Here is a 17,515-nt window from a genome sequence, read left to right on the forward strand (position 1 = left end):
AAATTCGTGCGCAAGTCTTGATATTACTCGGTTTAAAACAATAAAATGGGAGACTTGTTTTGTATTGTGGGGGTTGCTTTCCACTACGGGTTGCTTCGCTTTCCGCGGGGTGGGTGCTGAGCCTCCTCGGCGTTGCCTTGCGGGGTCTCAGCCTTCCCACATTTCCCGCAGGAGTCTACGCACCCTCCGTTACAAGCAACCTGTTTTTAGAATAAGTTTTTGTTTTCGAATTTCATTACAAGGTATTATTGCTAAACAATGGCTCGTTGATTTTTTTTAGAAGATAAGAAAGGATAAAATTTTTGAACTTAGATGAGTGTCTAGCTCCAGCGCCTAGCCCCAGTGAGTATTGCCTCCAGCCTCTAAAAGTAAAAAACACTTTTTGAGTCTAGAGAACATTTTTCTTCGGGGCTAAACAAGGCGCTTGCGCTTTTTCTGTGAAAATAAAACGGGCGAGTGGCTATTCTGGGTATCTGTATAATACAGTAACGTGTTCTATTTGATAGGGCGGGTACAGGATTTTGGTGTAAAGAAAATCTTGAAGCGTGGACTTCTAGAAAAAAGACAATAGTAAAGAAAGGGTGTGACCTCAATTTTTTAAAAAAATCACAACCTTAATAGAGTATTGTAATGGAAGGTCGTCTAACCAGCTAGACGTGGTTCAGAGAAGTGTTGCTTATTAATAAATAGGGTATATATAATTCTTAAAACTTTATGTGCAATAGCCTGTAAAGCTTTTTTCTTTCCTCTTCTTGCAGATAGAGACCAAAAAACATTTGACATTGAGGTATTTTTCGACCTTGATATAGCCCAAGCAACCTCACAAAGAGCAGCTTTTATATGTGGGTTTCCTTGAACGCTTTTGGAACTTTTCTTTTTACCAGCACTTTCATTATTGCCAGGTGATACACCAGCCCAAGAAGCTAAATGTCTTGATGAAGGGAATTGGCTCATATCTGTTCCGATTTCCGCAATAATAACAGCAGCTGTGTGTTCCTTTATACCTGGGATAGATAAAAGTATTTCTTTTTCTTCTTGATAGGAATGAAGCAGGGTATCTATCCTATTTTCAAGTTCTTGAATGGAAGTTTCCAAATACATGATATGATTCCAAGAGCTTTTAATCATAAACATTTGATGTTCATTTAATGTTCCGAAAAGAGAATCGGAAATGGTATCAGCCTTCTTGCGGAGAGAATGATGGATATTGGCATCAACATCAGCCTTATCAAGGTATCCATTATCGACTAACTGTTTCAAAAGTTTACGTCCAGAAACCCCAAAGATATCAGAAATAACTGAACCAAGCTTTATGTTTGAACATTCGAGGACCTTTGAAATTCTATTTTTTTCAGCTGTTAAGTTACCAACCCATTTCTTGCGTAAACGGTTCAAATCTCTTAATTCCCGAAGATCTTGGGAAGGGACAAAGCTTTTTTCAATCAATCCATGACGAAGAAGCTTGGCAATCCATTCTGCATCTGAAACATCGGTCTTACGACCAGGAACGTTTTTAATACGTTGGGCATTGGCCACAGTAATATCGAAATATCCTTCAAGGATGTTGTATACCGGCTTCCAATAGATTCCGGTACTTTCCAGAGCAATGTGTGTAATTTGTTTTTCTTCTAACCACTTTAATAAATCAAATAAACTTTTGGTTAAAGTGGAAAAAGTCTTGGTTTCTTTTTGAATGGATTCATTATTAGTGCCAGTTAGGGCACAAACTACAATCTCTTTTTGATGAACATCCATTCCGGCACAATGGGTTAATAAAATGTCCAAATAAAACAACCTCCAAAGTAGTGTCTATGGAAAGTGGAATAAGCTTGGTCAAACAGCATTTTTCTGTACGTGATCATCCTCAAAAATTGAAGAGTCAACAAAGGGGTGTACACAAGGCAAATTCCAAACAGTTTCTTATACAGGGTCGAACCACCACAAAAGCGCACGTAAAGATTACTTCCCATAGCATTAATCAGTATGGAAAAATGGACAAAAAAGTAAAACCCCGGCTTAGAAAAAATTTTCATGCCGGGGTGTGAGTGTGAAATCATGTGTGTTTCTTATTCAACGCTGTTCTACCAAAATGTGCACTTTTAGTCTGTTTTTATAAGGTGGGTGTTTTCACCAGTTCAACGACAGCAACTAATGAATCAAAACGGCTTGATTGGAGTGAAAGGTGCGAGACTCCTGTGGGATTAGCGGGTTAGATGAGACCCCGCAGGCGCTTGCGCCGAGGAGGCTCATCGCACGCCCCACGGAAAGCGAGCATCCTGAAACGGAAAGCAAGGCCCCTACTTTGAGTAGTTAAGTATTAAAAACTATGTTGTTCCACTTCGTTTTTAAAGGCTGTTTTCTAAAACTTAATTCTTTTTCCAAGAAAAAATGAAATAGATTTGGAAAATGCAGCAACCTGAATTCACGTAGACTCTAGTGGGATTAGCGAGACAGCTGAGACCCTGCAGGCAAAGAGCCGAAGCGGCTAAAGCCGATCCCCACGGAAAGTGAAGTGTATTCAAGCTACGGATCATTACCACAAATCTTCTTTTTTACATAAATAAAAAACCCAAACGCATGATACGAAATGTTTTTTACATCTTCGTATCATGGTTCGGGTTTATCTTCGGCTGGAATACTTATGTCCCGGCTTCTAATCCATTTTCATCATTTGTCCAAGCGGCCTCGCTTACTAAGCTTTGTCTTTAAACCTTCTGCCATCTTTAGCTATCTAAAAAATCTAATGCTGCAGATGCCAGTACTTTTGCGCCATTCAAAAGTGCTTTTTCATCAATATCAAACTTTGCATGATGATAAGGATAAACAAAACCTTTCTCCTTATTAGCTGAACCTGTAAAGAAATACGTGCCAGGAATTTTTTGTGCAAAATAAGAAAAGTCTTCTGCCCCCATATTCGGTGCTACTACTTGAATATTTTCTTCTGGCAGTACATCTTTTGCAGCCTTTACCATTAATTGATTAAGGTTCTTATCATTTTTTGTTGCTGGATAGCCAAAATGATAATCCAATTCAAAATCAGCACCAAACGCTTTGCATGTATGTTCTGTAATTTGTTTCACCCAATTCGAAACATCTTGACGTACTGATTCATCAAATGTGCGCACTGTTCCCTCCAGACGGCCTTCTCCTGGAATAACATTTGTTGTATTACCAGCTTGAAAAGAGCCTATTGTTAACACAGCTGACTTTAATGGGTCTACCTTCCGACTAATTACTTGATGCAAGCTGCTGACTAATTGTGCTCCAATTGCGATCACATCCGTCGTATCATGTGGGAAAGCACCATGTCCTCCGACTCCTTTAATCGTAATAAAAAAGTCATCGCAAGCTCCAAGCACGTACTCATCATTATGCCAAAGGTGGCCGACTGGCAGATAATTTTCCATATGTGTAGCAAATATAGCATCAACGCCATCTAAGGCACCGTCTTCAATCATTGTTTTTGCACCGCCAGGATCTTCTTCCTCTGCATGCTGATGAATAAATACAATATTTCCAGCTAATTCCTCTTTATGTGCTGCCAATGCTTTCGAGATACCTAAAGCGATAGCAGTGTGGGCATCATGACCACATGCATGCATAACACCTGGATTTTGAGATTTATAAGAAACCTCATTTTCTTCCTCAATAGGCAGAGCATCAAAATCAGCTCGGATAGCAACTGTCTTTCCTGGCTTTGCTCCACGAAGCGTAGCCACAACACCATTACCTCCAACATTTGTTTGCACTTCTAACCCCAGTTTTCTTTGATATTCAGCAATAACACTTGCTGTCCTCTCTTCTTGAAAGGATAACTCTGGGTACATATGAAAGTCTCTTCTGATCTCTACCATTTCATCATAAAGTTCATCTATTTTCTTAAAAACTGTTTGTTTCAATTCTTACACTCCTTTCTTAAATGAAAAAGAATGCTGTTTATTAAGTAAATCTTTTCTTTGTTTTGGTTTCTATTCTACCTAATACGATATCAGCAATGATTGCCAACAAGGCAGCAGGAATGGCACCAGCATAAATTCGTATATCAGATTGCTGGCTGATTCCAGAAATAATTTCCTTTCCTAGTCCACCTGCACCAATATATGGACCAATACAAGCAACGGATACCGCAATAACAGATGCTACACGCAATCCAGCCATCAGAAAAGGAATCGATAATGGAAATTGTACTTTAGCTAACAGCTGAAATGCTGTCATGCCAATTCCAGTACCAGCTTCTAATATTCCTTCATCTACTTCTTTTAACCCAACATACGTATTTCTGACAATTGGCAGCAGGGAATAAAAGAAAAGTCCAACTACCATTGTTTGGAAGCCAAGTCCTAAGTAAAGCAGTAAAATTGCTAACATTGCTAAACTCGGAATTAATTGCAAAATATTTGTTAAAGATAAAATAATAGGTGCTAATTTTTCGAATTTTGCTGCTAAGATACCTAGTGGAATACCTACAAGGAGAGATAGTCCTATCCCGTAAAGCACCATTAATATATGTTCCATTCCTAGTGACATTAAGGTAGAGGAATTCTCCACCATATATTGTCCTAGTCCCTTTAAAAAGTCCATGCTTGAATCACCACTTTAATTTATTCTATCATGCCTTTTTCTTTCAAAAATTCAACTGCTGCATCTTTAGGACTGCGTTTATTGATATCAACTTCGCGAATCATTTTCGTCATTTCTTCTGTGCTTACTAATCCAACAATCGAATCTAAGATTTCGCTAACTTCTGGGTAGTCCTTCACGATTTCATCTCTTGCAACAAGCGATGCATTGTAAGGAGGGAAGAAGTTTTTATCATCTTTTAATAGCTTTAAATTATTTTCTATTATTTGCGGATCAACTGTGTAAGCCGTAATGACATCCATCTCATTGTTTGCAATACCTTTATACATTAAGGAAACTTCCATGCCGCGAACATCACCAAAAGAATAGCCGTATGCCTTTTGATAGCCTTTATAGCCGTCATTTGCCCGTTCTACCCATGCAGAATCGGTACCAACAACAAGCTTTTTAGCAAATGGTTTTAAATCAGACATTGTTTCAATATTATTTTTTTTAGCAAAATCGCCTTTTACGGCAATACCATACATATTCGTAAACCCAATTGTGTCATACCATTTTATATTATATTTATCACCAAAAAGTTTTTGCGCCTGTTCAATCGTTTTTTGTGGATCTGTTGAATACTCCACTTCATTTTTATCAAAATGATTGTTGTATACTTCGCCAGAATAAAGTGTTGCAATATCTAAATCTTTACGCTTAATTGCACCTAAAATCTGAGGACTTGCTTGAATATCTTCTACTAGCTTTATTTCATGATCTGTTTTAGCCTCGACTAATGTTTTAACAATCTGGCCCATTATTTTTGGATCCGTATATGATTGTGCTCCATATGTTAAAACATCTCCACCATCTGCAGATTTCTCTTTTCCACAACCTGCAAGAGCAAGAAGAAGTATTGTTATAAGAGTAGTTACTATTATTTTTTTCATTTTTAAACTCCTATTCTATTTGAATCTTAATTTGTACGGAAAAGCTTTTTTTCGATTTGAGCAAAAATTAAATCAATAATCAGTGCAATAGCCACAGCTACTATTGTTCCAGTAAGTATCATGTAGAAATCGTTATAGCCGATTCCTGCTAACACCAGGCTTCCTAGACCACCAGCGCCAATAACTGCTGCCAATGTTGTCCAACTAATAACATAGACTGTAGTTACACGAATACCTGACATAATATATGGCATTGCGATAGGCAATTCAATTTTTACTAGACGTTGGAACGTACTGTACCCCATTCCTTTTGCCGCTTCGACAATACCAGAATCAATTGACTCTACTCCAGCATAAGTATTGCGCAATAAAGGCAGTAAAGCATACAAAAATAATGCCACCACTGCTGGCTTAAATCCAATCCCCATAATTGGGATCAATATAGCAAATAACGCAATTGTCGGTATAGTTTGGAATATATTCGCAATATAAAAGATACTATTCTTGAGCATTTGATTTTTCATTTTCGTCATATAAATTGCTAGTGGTACCGTCATAACAATAGCCAATGTTATGGCAACAATCGATAATATGATATGTTCATACGTATATCCTAAAATCGAAGCATATTTCTCCTGCCAAAATTCAATATAGTCTGTTATCAAATCCATTTATTGGACACCACGCTTGTTTCCAAATTTCCCATGAAGATTTCGCAATAATTTTTCTTGATTTAGCATACCGATGTATTTGTTATTGAAAGAAATCGGAACTATTGAAACTTTCTTTTGAATAATTCCATCTATATCGTCCGTTTCTTCATAAGATAGAATCGATTTGTCTATAATAGCTGAAACCTTTTCTTCTTTATGAGCCATCGCTTTGTATAAAGTAATCATTCCGATATATCGTTGATTTGTGTCCGTAACAGGAAGAATATCACGTTGCTTTTCTACCATGATATCAACTGCATGCTTCACAAGATCCTCTTCTTTTACTGTAGGATAGCTAGTATCGATAAAATCCGCAACAGTTGACATCTCTTGGGATTGCGTCAATCGATCAGAACCAATAAATTCTTTTACAAAATCATTCTCTGGATTAGCTAAGATTTCAGATGGTGCCCCTTGTTGAACAACCTCTCCATCTTTCATCAGAATAATTTGATCAGCAATTTTAATTGCTTCATCCATATCATGGGTAACAAATATAATAGTCTTTTTAATATTTTTTTGGAGATGGACTAATTCATTTTGCAATTGTTCTCTACTAATAGGATCCAATGCGCTAAAAGGCTCGTCCATTAAAATGGTAGATGGTTCTGCTGCAAGTGCACGTATTACGCCAATACGCTGCTGCTGTCCGCCACTTAATTCTGAGGGATAACGTTTTTTAAATGTTTCAGGTGCAAGTCCAACCATATGAAGCAGTTCTTCTACTTTTTGATTAATTTTCTGCTTATCCCATTTTAAAAGCTTTGGAACAGCAGCGACATTATCATAAATATTCATATGTGGGAAAAGACCAATACTTTGAATAACATAACCGGTTTGACGTCGCAATTCTATCGTATTGATTTGCTTGATGTTTTTTCCATCAATTAATATTTCTCCGTCTGTATAATCCGTCAGTTTATTTAATAGTTTCATTGTTGTTGTTTTTCCACAGCCACTTGGCCCGATTAATACATTAATTTTTCCTTCTTCAAATGTAAGATTAATATCCTTTAATGCATGAAATCCATCTGGATATATTTTGTTCACTTTTTTTAATTCAATCAAAAACTTTCCCCCTCTTATTTTTTCAAAAAATTTATACAGAACAAACTGTATGAATTATACATAATTCCCCATCAAATATACTATACTTTACAAGTATTCCCTTTTTATGATGTAGTACAATATCGCTTAATAGCAGAACATAAAGTACATAATATTCTAGTAATAAAAAAAAATCAATCATGATTAGAAAAATTCTTGACTTTTCCTATTCAAAAAGCAGCTTAAAACTTATGGCTGATACTTTATAGCTTAAGTAATGAAAAGGGTTTCTTATTTTTTGATAAATTAGGACAAAATTTTTTTTGACAATTAACCTATTATCAACTATTCTCTTTCTGTTATTATGCAGAATTAGAAAGATTTAGAAAGAATAAATCAACACTTTTCAATCCGAAACGAACATTTCTTAACAAATTAATACTTGCAAAAAAATCATAAGAATAAAAAGGCTATCATTCTTCCAAAAAATTAGAAGAATGATAGCCTTTTTGTTTGTTATTTTAATTCATCCGGAATAAACCAATAATCATCTTTATTATGTTTTTCTAAATAGGACTTAAATTCATCTGATTGGTACGCATCTGCTACTGCTTTTGCCCATTTTGTGTCTTTATTCGATTTATCTACAACTGCCACCAATTCTAAATGCTTTAAGACATCTTCAGAAAGTAGCTTTTTGGACGGATCCATCTTAGAAGCATAGACGATACTGCCAGGAACTACCCCATAATCTAAATCCTGCAGAGCACGTGGGATTTGAGCAGAATTCATTTCCTTGATTTCTAGGTTGTAAGGATTCTCTACAATATCTTTAGAAGTTGCCTTTACTAATTCAATTCCATCCTTTAATTTTATTAAATTTGCTTTTTGAAGAAGTCCATAGGCTCTAGCTGCATTCGAAGCATCATTTGGTATGCCAATAGAATCACCTTTTGCAATATCATCTAAAGATGTTTTTTTCCCTGGGAAGATACCAGCAGGAACCGTTGGAATCGGTGTTAAACTAGTAAGACTTGCTTTTTTATTATCATTAAAATTGTTCATATATGCCGTATGCTGATCAACATTTAAATCAACACTTCCCTCAGAAAGCGCTATATCTGCTTGAAGTAGGTCACTAAATTCAACATTTTCAATTTTATAACCTTTATCTTCTAAAATAGGTTTAACAGCCTTTAAAAAAAGTTCACTGTACGGACCTGGTGAAGTTCCTACTTTAATAGTTGTTTTTTCTCCTGATGAATTAGCTGCATTTTTTCCACAGCCAGCAATAATAGTAGTTAAAATTCCTAAAATGACAAATAATACAGTCAGCTTTTTCATCTTGTTGTCGTTCCCTTCCTATTCATGTTTTTATTTTCTTGGATAATCTAGTTCCCTATATAAAGCAGTAATAATGATGAAACTATGTATAGATTCATTTCTAAAAAATCGCAAGCATCCTTTTCCAGTCAACGATAAAAAGCAGTCTAACTTTCCAATAGTTGATGAAGATGCTTAGCCACTTAAGGATCTAATATCCTTAGATTCCTTTTTCATCTTAAAGAGATCGTTCCCCCTTTTTAAATGTATCATCTAATTTCCAATTAATTGTATGATAAAATGAATTATACTCTATTATTCCGATAAGTCAAGTAAGTATTAAAATTCACTCCTTTTAACCATAAAAAAACCCCAATCCGCAAAAGATTCTTTAACGAATTAGGGCTGATTTAACAAATGTCTAATTGGGTGTTACACTTTTAAACCATCTATGCAAGCACTCCACAGATCGTTTCACTATTCTCGTCCATCACCATTCTTTTTCAAAGTTATCAAGCAATGTACGTACTTCATCTGTTGATTTCGTGTTCATTAATTTATTTCTTAATTCACCAGCTCCACGGAATCCTTTGACATAAATTTTGAAGAAGCGATGAAGTCCTGTGATTGAACGTGGCAATGCTTCCGCATATTGATCTTGAAGATCAAGCTGCAGTCTTAAAAGATCAAGGTATTCTTTACTGCTATGCTCTTTTGGCTCTTTTTCAAAAGCAAAAGGATTTTTAAAAATACCTCGCCCGATCATAACGCCATCAATACCATATTGTTTTGCAAGCTGCAGGCCAGTTTGACGGTCAGCAATGTCCCCATTGATTGTTAGCAGTGTATTTGGTGCGATACGATCCCGTAATTTTTTGATTTCCGGAATTAGCTCCCAATGCGCATCTACTTGGCTCATTTCCTTTCTTGTACGTAAATGAATAGAAAGGTTCGCAATATCTTGTTTTAAAATATGGGTGAGCCATTCCTCCCACTCCTGAACCTCCTTATAGCCAAGTCGTGTTTTCACACTGACAGGCAGTCCGCCCGCTTTTGCTGCTTGAATAAGTTCTGCCGCAACGTCTGGACGCAGAATAAGGCCGCTTCCCTTGCCTCTCGATGCCACATTAGGTACAGGACAGCCCATATTAATATCGATGCCTTTAAATCCTAGTTCTGCCATGCCAATGCTCATTTGACGGAAATATTCAGGATTATCTCCCCAAATATGTGCTACCAATGGCTGTTCATCTTCTGTAAAAAGCAAACGGCCACGCACACTTTTCATGCCCTCTGGATGACAATAGCTATCCGAGTTTGTAAACTCTGTGAAAAATACATCCGGTCGACCAGCTTCACTTACAACATGACGAAAAACAACATCTGTCACATCTTCCATTGGTGCAAGTACAAAAAATGGTCGTGGTAAATCACGCCAAAAATTATCTATCATTTCAAACTCAAATCCTCTCACTATGGATACATCTTCAAATACTCAGTCAAAAAATCTAAAACCAAATGTTCTACTACTTTTACATTTATATCATGCTTATTAACTTATTTTCAAACAACAATTACACGGTATTTATAATTTGTGAAAATCGTCTATGCTTATTCTAACGAAAATCAGTCTTGAATCATATTTTTATTAAATAAACCTTTCTAACAGCAGGGGGGTGTCTTCATCCATCACTGATGGTTAATTGAATTTATTGTAAAATTAGGGTCAGGCTCCTAATTTCTTGTCCTAAACGCAAGGAAAAAATAATTTTGAAGGTTTTTAAACTTTTTTGAGGAAATAACTTAGAAGACTGATTCACTTGATTTAATGAAAGGATAATTAAAAACTTTTATGCCTTTTCAAGAGATATTTATTCATAATTACTGATTGTTCATTAAATAAATCTGTTTTTCTAAAGAATGAACCTTTTCCGTTACAAATTGTACTTCTGTTTTCACCACAACAGCTTTGTCTAATTTGTTTTCCATTATATCTAATCTTCCATTAACTTCTTGAAAAGCTACTTTTACATATTGATTCATTTCTTTTAGATCTGTTTTTACTTCTTGAATTTCTTCTCTTAACTCTGTTTTTACTTCTTGAATTTCTTCTTTTAACTCTGTTTTTACTTCTTGAATTTCTTCTTTTAACTCTGTTTTTACTTCTTGAATTTCTTTTCTTAACTCTGTTTTTACTTCTTGAATTTCTTTTCTTAACTCTGTTTTTACTTCTTGAATTTCTTCTCTTAACTCTGTTTTCGTTTCTTGTAAGTCTGCTTTTACTCCTTGAATTTCTTTTCTTAACTCTGTTTCCATTTTATCCATTCTATTACTTATAGTTAGTAATAATTCATACATTTTATTTTCCACTTATCACACCTCCTCGTATCACTTATTATACCTTATTCTCTCTTCTTCTACTACTATCCTGAAGAATTCCTCACTTACCCAATATACTCACACCTTTTTAGATTAATTATTAATTATATTATACTTTATATTGCTTCTATACCTTAAAAAGCTAAAGATAGTTGGGGACAAACCAAAAAATATAATAGAACTTTTTGTTTCACTGTTTTTACCATACTCCCTATTAGCATAGTTCTGGGAAACATATCTTATGGCTTTTGTGCTATGTATAAAAGAAGCAGACAATTAATTTTGTCTGCTTCGATTTAAGGTTTTCTAATCCCATTAAAAAATACTAATTGCTTTACCTTATCTCCATTATTTAATTATTCTAGCGATTAGTTAGCTCTGTTAATGTTTTCTTAACTTGAATCATTAATTGCCCCATACCATGTACAGAAGATTCTTTAGATAGTTCAAAATCTCTTAATTCAACTTGATCTTTCTCTGCATCTCTTATTTGTTCTAAAAAGAAAGGCAATATGGATCCGTTAATGTTTTGTTCATATTCATTTCTAATTTCGAGGGCAACTTCTCGAAAATCCTTTCGTAAATCTGCCCTTGCTTCACGAAGTTTTTGCTCGTGTGAAACCTCATCGTATTCCTCTTTTGCTGCAAAGAAAATATCTAAAACCGTGCCTATTATAGATAATACAGGGCCAAGTTTATTTACAAATTTAGTTAACTTTGTTGCTCCCCAAGGTTTAAATTTCCCCCCAAAGAACTTCACAAAGTTATAAACAGCATCCTTTGAAACGTTAGTTGCAAATTGCCCCACTTTGTTTAATGCCTCCGGTCCTTTCTCTAAGATTGAATGACCACTTTTTTTCTCAGTAAAGTCTCTTTCCCCCAACGATTTTCTGCCTGTACTTGCTTCAAGCATTTTGGAAATGGACCTCCCGAGCGTTGAATCTTGAAGATTTTCAAGTTCTATTTGGAGTTGTTCTACTTGCTCAGTTAATCCATTTTGAATTCTTTCAAGCGTTTGTTCCGATTCGCTCTCTATCTGACTTTCTGCTTTTTTTAAAGCTGAATTTACCTCTTCAGAACTATGGTTTCCATCCGCCATACCAGCAACATTTTCACCTATCATTATCACTTTATGTTCTAATTTATTTAACTCACTTGTAGTTATATTTTTAAACCGAGTCATAGCATTTCTGACTAAAATACCTTTTCTACGCAAAATTTCAACCATATCTCGATGTAATTTTTCTTCTGTTGTAAGAAGATTATATGCCTTTTCTAATACCTCTGATGCTCTATGTAATGGTGTTAACAACCTTGCAGTTAGTTTATTTTTGTCTATCAACTGCTGTAAAGAATTTAGAAAGGCTTCAAAATTAGAGTCCTCCAATAGACATTCTCTTTCTTCATCGTCTTCTTCCAATCTTGCTTCTAAATAATCATGGGCATCAATATAACAAGTATAAAAATCATCTGGGTGAAATGGCTCCATCACCTCAAGAAGTGACTTTTGAAGGGTGTAAGATGTACCTGACTCTCTACTCATTTTATTTACAACAAGTACCACTTGACCATTTCTTTGCATATCGTGAATGATACGTCTAAAAAAATCACCACCTTGAGGATTAAACAGCTCATTTGAAACTACAAATACCAATAAATCCGTTTTTGAGATTTGATTTAAAGTTTTCTCGTCATGGTCATTTCTTCCTGCATAGATTCCAGGTGTATCAATAATTCGCACATCATTCCACATATATTCTTCCGTTCTATCTGTCATGATTTGTGCTCCAACATACAATTTTTTATCCCCTACTTCATATACTTCAACAAGTTTTCTTTCTCCATCTATTTCCTCATAATGTTTTTCAAGAAAACTAGCATTGGTAAGGGCAGCGATAGTAGATGATTTACCAGCATTGTATTGGCCAACAAATGCAATTGAAAGTTTTGTTTCTCTGTTATAATCATTCAAAAATACTTTATAATCTCTGTATAAACTCTTAATTTCGTCTTCCTGCCTACCTTCTAAGGTATTCAATACCTTACTACAAATTTCATCAATTGATTGTAGATTTTTCTTGTACAATAACGAATCCATAAGTTAATTCTCCTCTCTTTTTATTTAAGAACTATTTTCATTCTGCAAACTCCTTGAGCTAAACGGATATTAACTCCGCCCTTTCCAATAATAAGCCCTTTTAAGTTATTTGGAACTTGAACAACAGCAACCCTTTTATTATCTCTATTTTCGATTGTAACTTGATCTGGATTAACCTTTTCATGGTGAAGAGACCTTGCTATTAAGTTACGAATATCTATATCATCACTTATTAAATAGACATGTTCACCGCATATATCATTTAGATTTGATAGATAAGACCCATTCATAAACCAATGAGAAGGAACAATAATTTTTGTAGCAACTCCTTGATCCCTACAAATTGCTATAATATCAGATAACTCCATTGGCACACTTTCAAGCTGAAGTAAATGGAAAAACATATGTTTATTGATATTTTCTTTCATATTTCCCATTTTCTTCGCATATTCTCTGACTAAATTTGCTATTGAAAACAAGCCTTCAGTAAAGGTGCTAACTTCATCGAAAATCTCCTGTTTCCCCTTAGAGGTAATTTCCTTATAAAACCATGACTTGTATCTTCCTATAGTTTTCCTTTCCAGATCATCAATATTTTCAAAGAGGGCCTTCTCCGCATCTCTTTTTACTCTCTGCCACTTTTTCTTTTCGTAACTTTTTAACAGTCCACTAAAAATTCCAACAACAACACTTCCACCTAATAATAACCATCCCACTGGGTTCCAAATATTTGCAGTTCCTATAAAAACCGCCGTTGATACCCCACCTAAAGCAATGCCTCCCCACTTAGTAATTCTTCCTAGTTGTCCTTTTTTTAAGGTACCAATATCACTTGGTACAACATGAATATTTTCGAAATCATATTGATATTGCCGTGAAAATTCGTTTAAGTAGCTTTCAAGTTCTCCAGTCACGATCTTTAATACGGTTTCCATAGACTTTTCAATATTTTCACTTCTATCTTTAAGCCGCTCTTGTAGTACATCATGTGCATCTTTTCTACCAATATATTCTTCTACAAAACTAGGAATCCATTCTTTTATTGGTGCAAATAATTCTTCAACTTTACTTTCAATTCTTCTGTTACTTTCCGGAATAAATTGATTAAAAAAACGTTGTAACTCATCACGTTTTTCAACCATATAATGGGCTTGTGCTCGTATAACACTTTGTTCTTCCCAAAGCATTTTTTCGACAGTATCTACAAAATGGACAAGACTATCAAAAAATGTGAGCACTCGTCTATGTTTTCCATAACGATTTATCTCATACGAGATCCTATCATAAAGCATTTCCATTTGACTTACATTCCAAAGTTGGTTAGAAGTTTCCTTTTTATCTTCTTTTGTACTTAAAAAAGCTGCTTGAGCGTGAATCCAAATCACATCTACATGGGAAATACCCAAGTGAGTTTTTACGTAGTGTGATATATGATTTCTATGTTCTTTTAATCTATCCAAGTCAAAAACTTTATCTGGCTTTCTAAGGAAACGATTGATTTTCCGAACACTTGGCTCTCCAGTTTCAGGTTCTAAAAGATTATGCTTAACATTCATAACAACAAAAAAGTGTTTATTTATTTCCTGAAGACTTGCCATCTCATCAAATTCCCCTGGTTGAACGGAGTCATCTGATGTTAAAAACACAATCATATCGGATTGATCTATTATATCTTGGGCCACTTGTGTGTCATCGTCACCCTTATATGCCTCAATTCCTGGTACATCTAACAATCTTAACCCTTTCCAAGAGTATTCTAAAATCTCCCTTGTTGTTCTTTGAGCCCCTTTACCGATTGTTCCACCACTACCCTTTGTTAAAGCCTCACGTATCGTACTCTTTCCAGCTTTGGTTCTTCCAAAAAGAGATACTGTAAATGTATTTAATGATTTTTTCTTTCTGGCTGAAGATTGAGAAAGATCCTCTATACTGCTCTTAGTTTGAACCCCTATTTTTTGTATTATTTTATCGAGTGCAGATGAAAATTCAAAGTTTTTGGCATCCCTATTGCTTAGCAGATCCTCTTTTTCAATAGTTAATTGCCAGTGTAATTTATCAACCATATCAGAAATCTCTTTCTGATAATGAACTGTGTCATTATATGCTTCTATCGCAATATTTGAACATTCATCTAGCGTTTTTTCAAACTCACTAGGAATATTAACATCCATTTCTCCTAACTCTCCTTTAGCCCACAAAGATTGAACGAAAACCTTATCTATATTAAATCTAGTATCCATTCTTGGATACCCACTTTTCCATTTACTAGGTTTTTCCTAATACAATTATACTATACGTAGTTATTAAAGAAGAATATTGTTTATACTACAATCAAAAACTTAAAGGGATAAGAAAGCTATTCCTTATCCCTCAATTCACTTTCTAAATTTATAGGAACCACTCGTTTTACTCGTATGAAGGATTAAATGCTTCATTCAGTACAATAAATAGAATTGTTGTTATCCTCTTAAATTGAACATTTAAAGGGTTCATTCAAAAAAGAATTAAAAAGGAAATTAGGAATTGCACTCGTTTCACTCGTATCATCCAAAAATGCAGTTGTATGAAGCATTTCAGTTGATGCAAACACAGCCTCTTGAGTAACTAACTTTGTTTTTGCCGTCAAGGGCGATCTTTTCCTCAAGTTTGATTATACCTACCTAGAATTAAAAAAATGATGCCATCATAGATTCCTCTAAGAAGGAACCTTTAGAAATATTTCATAAAGAATTTATGTAAATACACTAAAAAGGAATCGGATTGACCGTAAGCCCGAATTATAAAAAAATAGCGCACCTTCACGGTACGCACGATGAATAGCCAAATATCTGAAGATTTTTTCAGATATTTGGCTATTTTGCACATGTGGCTTGGATATTTTCCGACCATGGCATGTAGTTATGTAAAAGATCTGGTTGCTGATGAATTGGTAAAGTTGGCAGCTCTGTTAGTAACTTGACTAAATATTGATAAAAATCGATGCCGTTTGCTTTCGATGTTTCGGCCAAGCTTAGACAGGTGGCATTTGCTTTGGCATCTGCTTCACTCACGGAGAAAAGCCAGTTCTTGCGACCAATCACATTCGGACGAATCGCATTTTCGGCTGGATTATTATTGATTTCTAAATGCCCATCATCAAGAAATGCTTTTAAACCATCAGCTCGGCTCAATGTATATTCAGCTGCTTTCGCCAATGCATTTTTACCGAAGAACGGTGAGCGATCGACCCAATCGAAAAATTCATCTACGATAGGCTTCGATTCTTTTTGTCTCATTTGTTGGCGTTCTTCGGGTGAAAGATGTTTAACTTTACGCTCAATCTGATACAACCTGTCGCAGTAATCGACGCCTATTCGACCGTTTTTACTATCAGCTTTTAACCAATAACGTCTCGTGTGAGCCCAACAGTTAGCGAACTGTACGTCAGGTAATTGACCGTAAGCTGAATAGCCATCGCAAATCACAGTTCCTTTGAACCCGGCTATCAAATCTTCTAATATAGCTCGACTTCTAGATAAGGCACTTTTGAAAACGACAATGATAGGGCCTTGGCTTGGTACGCTACGACATACCCAGTTATAAGCATTCGATTGTCCGGATTTCCCGTCGGACCTTTTAATGATTTGCGCATAGGTTTCGTCCACATGGAGCACTGATTTAGTTGTTAATAATTTCTTCATCAAATCATAAATTGGTTGAAGCCAATCTTCGGCAGCGCGAATAACCCAGTTAGATAGGTTCTTATCATTTGTAAGTAAGCCATATCGTTCCCACTCTTTTACCTGCCGGTAAAGAGGCAAGTACTGAATAAACTTATCGTAGATAAGTTTTGCCAAAACAGTTGGTCCTGCAATACTACGTTGAATGGCAGCTTGTGGCGCTTTCCCTCGTTTTATTTGTGCTTTTTGAGTGGTATCTTTTTTGCATGCCTTGCACTCATAGGCATGCTCGATATGTTGCACACGCTTCATTGTAGCTGGAATGAATTTTGCCTCTTCACTTATTACTGTTGTACCTATTTCTGTCATTTGATGGAGACAACAATCACATTGTGTATTAGCTGGATGATGATGAATTTCTTCTATTTCAATATCATTGCTAAATGAATCGTTTCTCTTTTTCTTCGATACTTTACGGATAACGGTATAGCTAATGGTTTCCGTGCTTTGTTCTTCTGTCTGCTCAGAATCGCTAAAAGACGGATCGTCTTCAAATAAAGATCCTTGACCGTCTGGTGCTTGATACTTTGATTTTTCTGATTTAGAACCATATAAAGCTTTGGTTAATTGGCGTACTTGTTCAGTCAATGTTTCTATTTGTCGATTTGACTGAGCAAGTTGTTGCTCTAGTAATCGTATGATACGTTCGTTTTGTTCTTCTTGCTTCGAATTAACACCTGTCAAATCGTTCACCACATTTCCGTACAGTTTCATCTATGGATC

At 35.4% G+C, this 17,515-nt stretch carries 12 protein-coding genes; all 12 read right to left on the reverse strand.

Annotated elements, in window-relative coordinates; translation table 11 throughout:
- Positions 1 to 642 precede the first annotated feature (642 nt).
- The 12 genes from AC5LWL_RS21210 to tnpC all read right to left on the reverse strand — a co-directional run bounded on the left by AC5LWL_RS21210 (position 643) and on the right by tnpC (position 17,506).
- Complete coding sequence (locus AC5LWL_RS21210) at positions 643 to 1,785, reverse strand: IS110 family RNA-guided transposase (RefSeq protein WP_493432573.1); 1,143 nt, start codon at positions 1,783 to 1,785, stop codon at positions 643 to 645.
- Positions 1,786 to 2,723: 938 nt separating this feature from the next.
- The gene (locus AC5LWL_RS21215) at positions 2,724 to 3,899 is read right to left on the reverse strand and encodes a M20 family metallopeptidase (RefSeq protein ID WP_493436154.1); all 1,176 of its coding nucleotides are present in this window, start codon (positions 3,897 to 3,899) and stop codon (positions 2,724 to 2,726) included.
- A 40-nt stretch (positions 3,900 to 3,939) separates the two neighbouring features.
- Entirely contained in the window at positions 3,940 to 4,581 is a 642-nt protein-coding gene (locus AC5LWL_RS21220) for an ABC transporter permease (RefSeq protein WP_493436155.1), read from the reverse strand.
- A 20-nt stretch (positions 4,582 to 4,601) separates the two neighbouring features.
- Entirely contained in the window at positions 4,602 to 5,513 is a 912-nt protein-coding gene (locus tag AC5LWL_RS21225) for an ABC transporter substrate-binding protein (RefSeq protein WP_493436156.1), read from the reverse strand.
- Between the two features lie 26 nt (positions 5,514 to 5,539).
- Entirely contained in the window at positions 5,540 to 6,184 is a 645-nt protein-coding gene (locus tag AC5LWL_RS21230) for an ABC transporter permease (protein ID WP_493436157.1), read from the reverse strand.
- Positions 6,185 to 7,294 (reverse strand): betaine/proline/choline family ABC transporter ATP-binding protein, encoded by a 1,110-nt coding sequence (locus AC5LWL_RS21235; protein WP_493436158.1) that lies wholly within the window; start codon positions 7,292 to 7,294, stop codon positions 6,185 to 6,187.
- Between the two features lie 495 nt (positions 7,295 to 7,789).
- Complete coding sequence (locus AC5LWL_RS21240; protein ID WP_493436159.1) at positions 7,790 to 8,617, reverse strand: MetQ/NlpA family ABC transporter substrate-binding protein; 828 nt, start codon at positions 8,615 to 8,617, stop codon at positions 7,790 to 7,792.
- Between the two features lie 469 nt (positions 8,618 to 9,086).
- Positions 9,087 to 10,070, reverse strand: coding sequence for a tRNA dihydrouridine synthase (locus AC5LWL_RS21245; RefSeq protein WP_493436160.1), 984 nt, complete (start codon positions 10,068 to 10,070; stop codon positions 9,087 to 9,089).
- A 407-nt stretch (positions 10,071 to 10,477) separates the two neighbouring features.
- Positions 10,478 to 10,966 (reverse strand): hypothetical protein, encoded by a 489-nt coding sequence (locus AC5LWL_RS21250; RefSeq protein WP_493436161.1) that lies wholly within the window; start codon positions 10,964 to 10,966, stop codon positions 10,478 to 10,480.
- Positions 10,967 to 11,336: 370 nt separating this feature from the next.
- Positions 11,337 to 13,073, reverse strand: coding sequence for a LeoA/HP0731 family dynamin-like GTPase (locus AC5LWL_RS21255; RefSeq protein ID WP_493436162.1), 1,737 nt, complete (start codon positions 13,071 to 13,073; stop codon positions 11,337 to 11,339).
- Positions 13,074 to 13,093: 20 nt separating this feature from the next.
- Positions 13,094 to 15,313, reverse strand: coding sequence for a GTPase (locus AC5LWL_RS21260; protein WP_493436163.1), 2,220 nt, complete (start codon positions 15,311 to 15,313; stop codon positions 13,094 to 13,096).
- A gap of 612 nt (positions 15,314 to 15,925) precedes the next feature.
- Positions 15,926 to 17,506 (reverse strand): IS66 family transposase, encoded by a 1,581-nt coding sequence (gene tnpC / locus AC5LWL_RS21265; RefSeq protein WP_493436164.1) that lies wholly within the window; start codon positions 17,504 to 17,506, stop codon positions 15,926 to 15,928.
- Between the last annotated feature and the right edge of the window lie 9 nt (positions 17,507 to 17,515).

The sequence above is a fragment of the Niallia sp. WK069_GA_01 genome (assembly GCF_983173855.1).

Excerpts from the sequence above, each read along its gene's own strand:
- AC5LWL_RS21220 (WP_493436155.1), bottom strand. The coding sequence starts at position 4,581 with ATGGACTTTTTAAAGGGACTAGGACAATATATGGTGGAGAATTCCTCT.
- AC5LWL_RS21225 (WP_493436156.1), bottom strand. The coding sequence starts at position 5,513 with ATGAAAAAAATAATAGTAACTACTCTTATAACAATACTTCTTCTTGCT.
- AC5LWL_RS21230 (WP_493436157.1), bottom strand. The coding sequence starts at position 6,184 with ATGGATTTGATAACAGACTATATTGAATTTTGGCAGGAGAAATATGCT.
- AC5LWL_RS21240 (WP_493436159.1), bottom strand. The coding sequence starts at position 8,617 with ATGAAAAAGCTGACTGTATTATTTGTCATTTTAGGAATTTTAACTACT.
- AC5LWL_RS21255 (WP_493436162.1), bottom strand. The coding sequence starts at position 13,073 with ATGGATTCGTTATTGTACAAGAAAAATCTACAATCAATTGATGAAATT.
- AC5LWL_RS21260 (WP_493436163.1), bottom strand. The coding sequence starts at position 15,313 with ATGGATACTAGATTTAATATAGATAAGGTTTTCGTTCAATCTTTGTGG.
- tnpC (WP_493436164.1), bottom strand. The coding sequence starts at position 17,506 with ATGAAACTGTACGGAAATGTGGTGAACGATTTGACAGGTGTTAATTCG.